Genomic DNA, 9,442 nt, shown 5'->3' with positions numbered 1-9,442 from the left:
CCGGCGATTTCGAGCTTCATGCGCAAGCGGTGATCGTCGCTTCCGGTGGCATTGGCGCCAACCATCAGCTTGTCCGGGAAAACTGGCCGCAGCGGTTGGGCGCGGCACCGAAGCGCATGATCACCGGCGTGCCCGATCATGTCGACGGCCGCATGCTGGCGATCACGGAACAGGCCGGCGGTTCGATCATCAACCGCGACCGCATGTGGCACTATGTCGAGGGCATCAAGAACTGGGCGCCGATCTGGACCGATCATGCGATCCGCATCCTGCCCGGCCCGTCATCGCTGTGGCTCGATGCGCGCGGCAAGCGCCTGCCGGTGCCGCTCTATCCCGGCTTCGACACGCTGGGCACGCTCTCCCACATCATGAGCACCGGCTTCGATTATTCCTGGTTCATCCTGACCAAGAAGATCATCCAGAAGGAGTTCGCGCTGTCGGGCTCCGAGCAGAACCCCGACCTGACCGGCAAGAGCTGGCGCCAAGTGCTCGGCCGCGCCACGTCCGGCATTCCGGGTCCGGTGAAGGCGTTCATGGAAAAGGGCGAGGACTTCATCGTCGAGGCCGATTTGCCGGCGCTGGTCGCCCGTATGAACGCGCTGGCCGGCGGCGAGCCGCTGCTCGACGTCGCCCAGGTCGAGCGCGAGATTCGCGCCCGCGACAGGCAGCTCGACAACCCGTTCTCCAAGGATATGCAGATCACCGCCCTGCGCGGCGCGCGCGCCTATCTCGGCGACCGGCTGATCCGCACGGCAAAGCCGCACAAGATGCTCGACCCGGCAAACGGTCCGCTGATCGCGGTCCGCCTCAACATCCTGACCCGCAAGACATTGGGCGGCCTGCAGACCGACCTCGACAGCCGCGTGCTGGGTGCCGATGGACAGCCGGTCGCCGGGCTCTATGCGGTCGGCGAAGCCGCCGGTTTCGGTGGCGGCGGCGTGCATGGCTATGCGGCGCTCGAAGGCACCTTCCTCGGCGGCTGCATCTTTTCCGGCCGCAGCGCCGGCCGGGCGGCGGGCGCGTCGGTAGAGTGAGCCGGGGGCCGGTCGGTCCTCAGAGTCTAGCTGCGATCACCAGCGCCAATCGCCCTGTCCAAGCGCGGTCACCGCATCGACGATCCGGGTGAAGCTGGTGCGGGCGCGGCCGACCGTGTGCCGGCCTCGGAGATAACCATGCACCAGCCCCGTTTCCTCGAACCAGGTCGCGCGTCCGCCCGCCGCCACGATCAGGTCGCGATAGCTCTCACCATCCGACGACAACGGGTCGCACTCAGCGGTGATCAGCATTGTCGGCGGCAGGTTGGAGAAGTCGGTGTCGGCGAGCGGCGACAGCGTGATGTCCCCGGTCCTATCCACGCCGCCGGTGCGGATATGCTTGTAGAATTCGAGATCGCGCACGGTCAGCATCGGCGCTTCGGCGTGCTTGACATAGGAGCCTTTCGAGCGGTCTCCGCCGAGGCCGGGATAGATCAGCACCTGGCCAACCGGCCTTTTCGAATGGCCGCGCGTGGCGTGACTGACGGCGGCGCAGAGATTGCCGCCAGCGCTGTCGCCGCAGAGCACGATAGGATGATCGCGATTGGCGGCGGTCCATTCGAAGGCGCTCATCGCATCGTCGAAGGCGGCCGGATGCAGATGCTCCGGCGCCAGCCGGTAGTCTACGGAGACCACCTCATAACCGGTACGGGCGCAGAGCTCCGCGCAAACATCGTCGTGGCTGTCCAGCCCACCAAGGATGAAGCCGCCGCCATGGACATAAAGCACCGTCACGGTTGCCTGGAGTGGGCTTCGGTAGATACGGATCGGGATATCGTGCGTGGGCGTCGCAATGGCTGAAGTTTCGACAGCGACGCCTTCGGGATAGCCGGCAAAGAATTCGCGGCACATGCGGTCGTAGATCTCGCGCTGCTGCACGATCGTGTAGTCGATCGTGTCGGGCGGATAATAGGAATTGGTGCGCTCGATGAAGGCCCAGGTCTCGGCGTCGATGAGGGTTTTGTAGTCGGTCATGGGTGCTGGAAAGGCTGCCAAGGTTGAGCCAGGGCGCCCCCCTCTGTCCTGCCGGACATCTCCCCCTCAAGGGGGGAGATTGGTAGTATGAATCTCGCCGCCCGTCTTGCGACGTTCGCGTTTGAGATTTGCGAAGAGCGAAGTGAAGGCCAATCTCCCCCCTTGAGGGGGAGATGTCCGGCAGGACAGAGGGGGGTGAGCGCCGTCATTTCGGCAACAATCCTCACTTCCCCTTCCACACCGGCTCCCGCTTCTCCGCAAAAGCCCGAAAACCCTCCATGCCATCCTCGGAGCCGTAGAGTGCATCGACCGTCGGCAACTGGCGGCGGGTCACCTTGTTCATGGCGTCCTGGAAGGTCAGCGCCTCGGCCACGCGCGCCGTTTCCTTGATCGCGGCGAAGACCAGCGGCGGGCCACCGGCCAGCAGCCGGGCGATCTCCCAGACGCGGTCTTCGAGCTTCTCTTTGGGCAGCACTTCGTTGACCAGGCCCCAGCGATGCGCTTCAGCGACATCCATCCAGCGGCCGGTGAGCAAAAGGTCCATGGCGACATGGTAGGGGATGCGCTTCGGCAGTTTGATCGTCGCCGCGTCGGCCAACGTGCCGGCGCGAATCTCGGGCAGCGCGAAGGAGGAATGATCGGAGGCGTAGATAAGGTCGCAGGACAGCGCCAGTTCGAAGCCACCGCCGACCGCCATGCCGTTGACGCAGGCGATCACCGGCTTGTTGAGGTCGCGCAATTCCTGCAGCCCGGCAAAGCCGCCGACGCCATAGTCGCCATCGACCGCATCGCCGCTGGCGGCCGCCTTCAAATCCCACCCGGCACAGAAGAACTTGTCGCCTGATGTCTTGACGATGGCGACGCGCAATTCCGGATCGTCTCGGAATGCCTTGAAGGTCTCGCCCATCAGCCGCGAGGTCTTCAGGTCGATGGCGTTGGCCTTGGGCCGGTCGAGGGTGACTTCGAGGATCGTGCCCTCGCGGCGGGTAGAAATGACGTCAGACATTCTTGTTCTCTCCCAGCACCAGCAGCGCGTCGGCGATCCAGGCGCCCTTGCCCTCTGCACAGACGATCAGCGGGTTGATGTCGAGTTCCTCGATCTCACCGGCATTCTGCTGCACGAAGGCAGCAATGCCCGAAATGGCATCGATGGCAGCCGCGACATCGGCTTTCGGCCGGCCGCGATAGCCTTCGAGCAACGGGAACAGTTTCAGGCCGCGCAGCGCCGCCTCGATATCGTCGCGGGTCGCCGGCAGCATCAGGGTGACGCTGTCGCGCAACAGCTCGACCAGCACGCCGCCGGTGCCGAGCGTCATCACCGCGCCGAACATCGGGTCGCGGGTGAAGCCGACAATGAGTTCGGCGACGCCGTCGCGCACCATGCGCTCGACATAGAGCCCGGTGCCGAGCGGCAACAGGTCATGCGCTGCGGTGCTGACGGTTTCTGCATCCCTGAGATTGAGCCTGACAGCCCCAACTTCGGATTTGTGGGTGACGCCGAGCGCCTTCAGAGCGACGGGAAAGCCGAGCGCCATGGACGAGATCACCGCCTCGACCGCATTGGCGGCGCGCTCGCCCTTCGGCACCGGCAGGCCAGCCTTGATCAGCCGCGATTTTGCTTCGGCCTCGTCAGGGGTGACGTGGTCCCCGCCAGAGGCGCCGGAGGCCGACGTGTCGATCGGCTGCGCCTGCGGTTCAGCCCAAGCCCAGCCGATGAAGGCTGCTGCGCCGGCTGCATCCATCGCTTCCGAAATGCCGAACAACGGCACCATGCCGCGCGCCATCAGTTCGGCAGTGTATTCCTCCGGCAGGTTCTCCGGCAGCGAGGAGACGATCGCACCATGCGCCTTGTTGGTCTTGAGCGCCGATTCGAAAGCGCGCAACGTCGCCCACCAGTCGGTGACCGAGCAGCGGTCGGGTCGCGGAAAATCGAGCACCAGCATGTTGAGGTCGAAACCGCCCGACACCATAGCGGTGAAGGTGGCGGTCATCGCCGGCTCGTTGTTCCAGATGAAGGTGTGATAGTCCAAGGGATTGGCGACCGCGACCAGCGGCCCGAGCGTCGATTTGACATGGGCGCGGTGGCTGTCGGCCAGCACAGGGAAATTGACCCAGCGGCCTTCGGCGCTGTCGGCCATGACGGAGGCCTCGCCGCCGGAGCAGCTCATCGACGACAGCCTATAGCCGGGCAAAGGTCCGGTGATGTGCAGCAGCTTCAGCGCCTCGATAAAGGCGGGGATCGAATCGACGCGCGCAATGCCGAGTCGCCGCAGGAACGCACCCGAGGCCGCATCCGAGCCGGCCAGCGACGCGGTATGCGAGACGGTCGCTTGCCTGGCCTGTTCGGAACGGCCGACCTTCATGGCGATGATCGGCTTCTTCAGCTCGCGGGCTCGTGCCGCCAGCCGTTCGAAGCCGGCTACCGAATCGAAGGCCTCGATGTGCAGGCCGAGCGACGTGACCCGCTCATCCTCGATCAGGCCGAGCGCCATTTCGGATAGGCCGGTCTGCGCCTGGTTGCCGGCGGTCATCAGGAAGGCGATCGGCAGGCCGCGCTTCTGCATGGTCATGTTGATGGCGATGTTGGAGGACTGGGTGATGATGGCGACGCCCTTGCCGCCCTCGGCCAGTCTTATGCCGCCATGCTGGTCGGGCCACAGCAGCGCGCCGTCGGCATAATTGATCAGGCCGTAGCAATTCGGCCCGATGATCGGCATCTGGCCGGCCGCCGCGACCAGCTCGGCCTGCAGCCGCTCGCCATCATCGTCATAGGCCTCGGTTTCGAGGAAGCCGGCGGCAAAGCAGACGGCGCCGCCGGCGCCGCGTTCGGCCAGCGCCTTGATCACCTCGATGGTCAAATGCCGGTTGACGCCGACAAAGGCGGCGTCCGGCGGGCCAGGCAGGTCAGCCACCGAACGATAGGCCCTGCGGCCGGCAACCTCGTCCTTGCTCGGATGCACCGGCCAGATCTCGCCGGCAAAGCCCATCTTGATCGATTGCGCGACGACGGCCGCAGCCTGCGCACCGCCGAAGACGGCGATCGATTTCGGCCGCAGGAGACGCTCAAGTTTATGCATATGTCATGCCCCGAACGGGCGCAGCAGCGCCCTCGAAATGATGTGGCGCTGGATCTCGGACGTGCCTTCCCAGATTCGCTCGACGCGCGCGTCGCGCCAGATACGCTCCAGTGGCAAATCGTCCATCAGTCCCATGCCGCCATGGATCTGGATCGCTTCATCGGCAACGTATGCAAGCATTTCGGTGGCCTTCAGCTTGGCCATGGCCATGTCCTGGTCGGTGACGGTGCCCTGATCGTACTTCCAGCCGGCTTCGAACACCATCAGGTCGGCAGCCTTCAGTTCGGTCGCCATGTCGGCAAGCTTGAACGATACGCCCTGGAACTTGCCGATCTGCTGACCGAACTGCTGGCGTTGCGCGGCATATTCGACGGCATGGCCAAGCGCCCGCTCGGCACGGCCGAGGCAAGTGGCGCCGACCTGCAGCCGGGTGGCGCCGAGCCAGGAATTGGCGACGTCGAAACCCTTATGGACTTCGCCCAACACTTGGGCGGCGGGCAGCCGGCAATCGTCGAATTCGAGGATGGCGTTGGTGTAGCCGCGATGCGAGACGTTGCGGTAGCCATCACGGACGGTGAAGCCTTTGGTGCCCTTGTCGACGAAAAAGGCGGTGATCTTCTTGCGTTTTCCACGCGGCGAATCCTCTTCGCCGGAAGCCATGAACACGATGGCGAAATCGGCCAGGTCGGCGTGGGAGATGAAATGCTTGGTGCCGTTCAGCACCCAGTCGTCGCCATCCTGCACGGCGGTCGCCTTCATGCCGCGCAAATCGGAGCCGGCGCCCGGCTCGGTCATCGCCAGACAGTCCCATTTCTCGCCGCGGATGCAGGGGAACAGATACTTTTCGCGCTGCTCGGGCGTGCCGGCCAGGAGGATATTGGAGGGGCGCGCCACGCAGGTCCAGTGCAGTGCATAATTGGCGCGGCCAAGTTCCTTCTCGTAGAGCAGCCAGGTCACTGTATCGAGGCCTGCACCGCCGACATCGGCCGGCATGTTGGCGGCATAGAGCCCGGCCTCGATCGCCTTGACCTTGATCTCCTCGATCAGGTCACGGCGCAGCACGCCGGTGCGCTCGATCTCGCGCTCATGCGGGTAAAGCTCGTTCTCGACGAACGCACGGGTCGTCTCGACGATGAGCCTCTGTTCCTCCGACAGCCCGAAATCCATGCTCTCAGCCTTTCTTCTTGCCGGTCTTTTTCTTCGGCTTTTCGGCTTTCTTCACCGGCTTCAAGGCTTTGGCTTTCTCGGCCGCCTTGGAGGCAGTCGGCTTCTTCGCCGCCAGCTTGGCCAGTTGCCTGGTATAGTCCTTGTGCAGCGCGCCGGCGCCCCAGCCCTTGCCTTTGTTCTGCTTCGACAGCGCATCCATGATGGCGACCAGATTGTCGTCGCGGATCTTTTCCAGTTCTCGGATCGATAGCCCATGCGCCTGGTCGTCCGACTGCGTGGCGATCAGGTCGACCAGCTCGTCGTTGAACTCCGGCACGTCCATCAGCTTGGTCCATGGCCATTTCAGGCACGGCCCGAACTGCGCCATGAAGTGGCGCATGCCGGCCTCGCCGCCGGCGACGCGATAGACCTGGAACATGCCCATCTGCGCCCAGCGCAGGCCGAAGCCGTAGCGCATGATGTCGTCGAGTTCCTCGACGGTGCAGATGCCGTCCTTGATCAGCCACAGCGCTTCGCGCCATGCCGCTTCGAGCAGGCGGTCGCCGACGAAGGCCTCGATCTCCTTGCGGATCACCACAGGCTTCATGCCGATCGAGGCATACATCTCCTTGGCGACCTCGATCGCCTCGGGAAAGGTCTGTTCGCCGCCGACGATCTCGACCAGCGGCAGGAGATAGACCGGGTTGAACGGATGGCCGACGACCAGCCGCTCCGGATGCTTCTTCATCGCCACCTGCATGTCGGTCGGCTTGATGCCGGAGGTGGACGAGCCGACAATGGCGTTGGCCGGCGCGTGGGTATCGATCTCGGCCAGCACGCGGTGCTTGAGGTCGAGCCGTTCCGGCACGCTTTCCTGGATGAAGTCGGCATCGGCCACCGCCTCGGCGATGGTCTTGGCAAAGGTCAGCTTGCCCTCTTTCGGCAAACCGCCGGGCACCATCTGCTTGTAGGCGCGGCGCGCGCCCTTCATCACTTCGCCGACCTTGCGCGATGCCTCGGGATCGGGATCGAAGATCGACACGTCGATGCCGTTGAGCAGCAGGCGCGCCACCCAGCCGGCGCCGATGACACCACCACCGATGGCGGCTGCCTTGTTGATGATGCTCATGCGGAAGCTCCGGTTCTTGTCGCGGCTGTTGCGGGATCGATGAGGGGCACGCGCTCACCGGCGCGGATCACCGAGGGATCGTAGGCCTTGCGGGCAAAGACTTCGAGCACGAAGGGCCGGAAGAATTCGATCGGCAGCGTGTCATAGTCGGGGTCGAAGCTGGACTGGTCCCAGCGCTCGCAAAACTGGTCGCAATCGTCGAAATAGGCGTGGCCGGCAAAGCGGTCGCGCGCATGGCGGTTGCCGCCCAGATGATGAGCATAGTAGAGCCGCTGGAAGTCACCATGCTTTTCCACCACCCAGGTGCATTGTTCGCGCACGAAGGGTTTCAGGATCGAAGCGGCATATTCATCGTGATTGTAAGGCGCATAGATGTCGCCGATGTCGTGCAGCAGCGCGCAAGCGATCCAGTCGGTGTCGGCGCCGTCGCGCCAGGCGCGCGTCGCCGCCTGCAGCGAATGGCCGAGCCTTGTGATCTTGTAGCCGGACAGGCCCACGTCGAGCTGAACCAGCGCGTCGAGCAGCCGCTCGCCGGTCCTGGCCGCATAGTCTATTTCATGCGCGGTCAGGAACTCGTAGTCGTCCCGGTCGCCATCCTTCATCGCGGTGAATTTGACGGTAGTCATGTCGACCCTTCCGATGAATGAACCTTCTTGTTTGAGCATGATCTTATCCGAAAACCGGTTCCCACTTTTCGGGATCATGCTTATGCCGCGATCGGCGCCCGCTTGGTCAGGTTCAGCTTCTTGCGCACTTCCTCCGGGCCGATGATCCTGGCGCCCAGATTGGTGACGATGCTGGCGGCACGCTCGACCAGCTGCGCATTGGTAGCCAGCACGCCCTTGTCGAGCCACAGATTGTCTTCCAGCCCGACACGGACATTGCCGCCGGCCAGCACCGCTGCGGCGGCATAGGCCATCTGGTTGCGGCCGATGGCGAAGGCCGACCAGTTCCAGGTCGACGGCACATTGTTGACCATCGCCATGAAGGTGTTGAGGTCGTCAGGCGCGCCCCACGGCACGCCCATGCAAAGCTGCACCAGCGCGTCGGGGTTGAGCACCTTTTCCTCGACCAACTGCTTGGCGAACCACAGATGGCCGGTGTCGAAAGCCTCGATCTCCGGCTTGACGCCGAGCGCCGTCATCATGCCGCCCATGGCGCGCAGCATGCCGGGCGTGTTGGTCATGACATAGTCGGCCTCGGCGAAATTCATGGTGCCGCAGTCGAGCGTGCAGATTTCCGGCAGGCACTGGCGCACATGTTCCATGCGGTTGGTGGCGCCGCCCATGTCGGTTCCCTTTTCGTTGAGCGGCAGCGGTGCCTCCGGCGAGCCGAACACCATGTCGCCGCCCATGCCGGCGGTCAGGTTCAGGATGACATCGACTTCTGCCGCGCGAATGCGCTCGGTCACTTCGCGGTAGAGATGCACATCACGCCTGGGCTTGCCGGTCTCAGGATCGCGCACATGGCAATGCACGATCGCGGCGCCCGCCTTGGCCGCGTCGATGGCCGAATCGGCGATCTGCTTGGGCGAGCGCGGCACATGCGGGCTGCGGTCCTGCGACCCGCCGGACCCGGTCACGGCACAGGTAATGAAAACCTCACGGTTCATCGCAAGCGGCATGGGGACTCTCCTCCAATAGACACTGACCACAACAATGCCCGACTTGCCGGAAACTGTTTTGCGTTTTACGAAGCTTCCATGACGAAAAGCGAAAAGCCGACGATCTTTCGCGCCGAGCGCTCGCCGCTCAAGGTGACGCTGCTGGTGTTTTCCGGCTCGTCCATCATGTGCGTGGCCTCGGCCGTCGATCCGCTGCGGGCCGCCAACCGCATCTCCGGCGAGACCCTGTTCGATTTCAGGCTGGTCTCGGTGACCGGGGAGGCTCCGGTCACCACATGTGGCCTGCCGGTGGCGGTCAGCGGCCGCTTCGACGCGGCTGAGCCGACAGACGTTCTTGTCGTCGTCGCCGGCTTCGGCACCCAGAACTATGCGACGTCGGCTCTGTTGTCCGGCCTGCGCCGGGCGGCACGCACGGCGCGCGCGTGCGGCGGTGTCGAGGCGGGCCCCTGGCTGGCGG

Annotated in this window: 8 protein-coding genes and 1 pseudogene; 2 read left to right on the top strand and 7 right to left on the bottom strand. The window is 64.5% G+C overall.

What is annotated here, in order from left to right; translation table 11 throughout:
- The coding region (locus tag EN943_RS30875; protein WP_127415854.1) for an FAD-binding dehydrogenase at positions 1-1,034 on the top strand (1,034 nt) is incomplete at its 5' end.
- Between the two features lie 36 nt (positions 1,035-1,070).
- Here EN943_RS30875 and EN943_RS30870 read toward each other — a convergent pair.
- The 7 genes from EN943_RS30870 to EN943_RS30835 all read right to left on the bottom strand — a co-directional run bounded on the left by EN943_RS30870 (position 1,071) and on the right by EN943_RS30835 (position 8,985).
- Positions 1,071-2,009, bottom strand: coding sequence for an alpha/beta hydrolase (locus EN943_RS30870; RefSeq protein ID WP_127415853.1), 939 nt, complete (start codon positions 2,007-2,009; stop codon positions 1,071-1,073).
- A 223-nt stretch (positions 2,010-2,232) separates the two neighbouring features.
- A complete protein-coding gene (locus tag EN943_RS30860) occupies positions 2,233-3,015 on the bottom strand; it encodes a carnitinyl-CoA dehydratase (protein ID WP_127415852.1) in 783 nt (260 codons plus the stop codon).
- Positions 3,008-5,086 (bottom strand): acetate--CoA ligase family protein, encoded by a 2,079-nt coding sequence (locus EN943_RS30855; protein ID WP_127415851.1) that lies wholly within the window; start codon positions 5,084-5,086, stop codon positions 3,008-3,010. The genes EN943_RS30860 and EN943_RS30855 overlap by 8 nt, the downstream gene beginning before the upstream one ends.
- A gap of 3 nt (positions 5,087-5,089) precedes the next feature.
- Positions 5,090-6,253, bottom strand: coding sequence for an acyl-CoA dehydrogenase (locus tag EN943_RS30850; RefSeq protein WP_127415850.1), 1,164 nt, complete (start codon positions 6,251-6,253; stop codon positions 5,090-5,092).
- Between the two features lie 4 nt (positions 6,254-6,257).
- A complete protein-coding gene (locus EN943_RS30845; protein WP_127322329.1) occupies positions 6,258-7,361 on the bottom strand; it encodes a carnitine 3-dehydrogenase in 1,104 nt (367 codons plus the stop codon).
- The gene (locus EN943_RS30840; RefSeq protein WP_127415849.1) at positions 7,358-7,987 is read right to left on the bottom strand and encodes an HD domain-containing protein; all 630 of its coding nucleotides are present in this window, start codon (positions 7,985-7,987) and stop codon (positions 7,358-7,360) included. Before EN943_RS30840 ends, EN943_RS30845 begins: the two co-directional genes overlap by 4 nt.
- An 80-nt stretch (positions 7,988-8,067) precedes the next feature.
- Positions 8,068-8,985 (bottom strand): 3-keto-5-aminohexanoate cleavage protein, encoded by a 918-nt coding sequence (locus EN943_RS30835; RefSeq protein WP_127415848.1) that lies wholly within the window; start codon positions 8,983-8,985, stop codon positions 8,068-8,070.
- 78 nt (positions 8,986-9,063) lie between these two features.
- Between EN943_RS30835 and EN943_RS30830 the strand changes: the two are divergent.
- Positions 9,064-9,442: pseudogene (locus EN943_RS30830) on the top strand (GlxA family transcriptional regulator); the annotation flags it as partial.

Origin of the sequence: Mesorhizobium sp. M7A.F.Ca.US.006.01.1.1, from assembly GCF_003997935.1 — a bacterium.
In the GTDB taxonomy this organism is placed as follows: Bacteria; Pseudomonadota; Alphaproteobacteria; order Rhizobiales; family Rhizobiaceae; genus Mesorhizobium.
The sequence above is the reverse complement of the archived record's forward strand: the minus strand, read 5'-3'. Positions and strand labels throughout refer to the sequence as shown.

Excerpts from the sequence above, each read along its gene's own strand:
- EN943_RS30855 (WP_127415851.1), bottom strand. The coding sequence starts at position 5,086 with ATGCATAAACTTGAGCGTCTCCTGCGGCCGAAATCGATCGCCGTCTTC.
- EN943_RS30870 (WP_127415853.1), bottom strand. The coding sequence starts at position 2,009 with ATGACCGACTACAAAACCCTCATCGACGCCGAGACCTGGGCCTTCATC.
- EN943_RS30845 (WP_127322329.1), bottom strand. The coding sequence starts at position 7,361 with ATGAGCATCATCAACAAGGCAGCCGCCATCGGTGGTGGTGTCATCGGC.
- EN943_RS30850 (WP_127415850.1), bottom strand. The coding sequence starts at position 6,253 with ATGGATTTCGGGCTGTCGGAGGAACAGAGGCTCATCGTCGAGACGACC.
- EN943_RS30840 (WP_127415849.1), bottom strand. The coding sequence starts at position 7,987 with ATGACTACCGTCAAATTCACCGCGATGAAGGATGGCGACCGGGACGAC.
- EN943_RS30835 (WP_127415848.1), bottom strand. The coding sequence starts at position 8,985 with ATGCCGCTTGCGATGAACCGTGAGGTTTTCATTACCTGTGCCGTGACC.
- EN943_RS30860 (WP_127415852.1), bottom strand. The coding sequence starts at position 3,015 with ATGTCTGACGTCATTTCTACCCGCCGCGAGGGCACGATCCTCGAAGTC.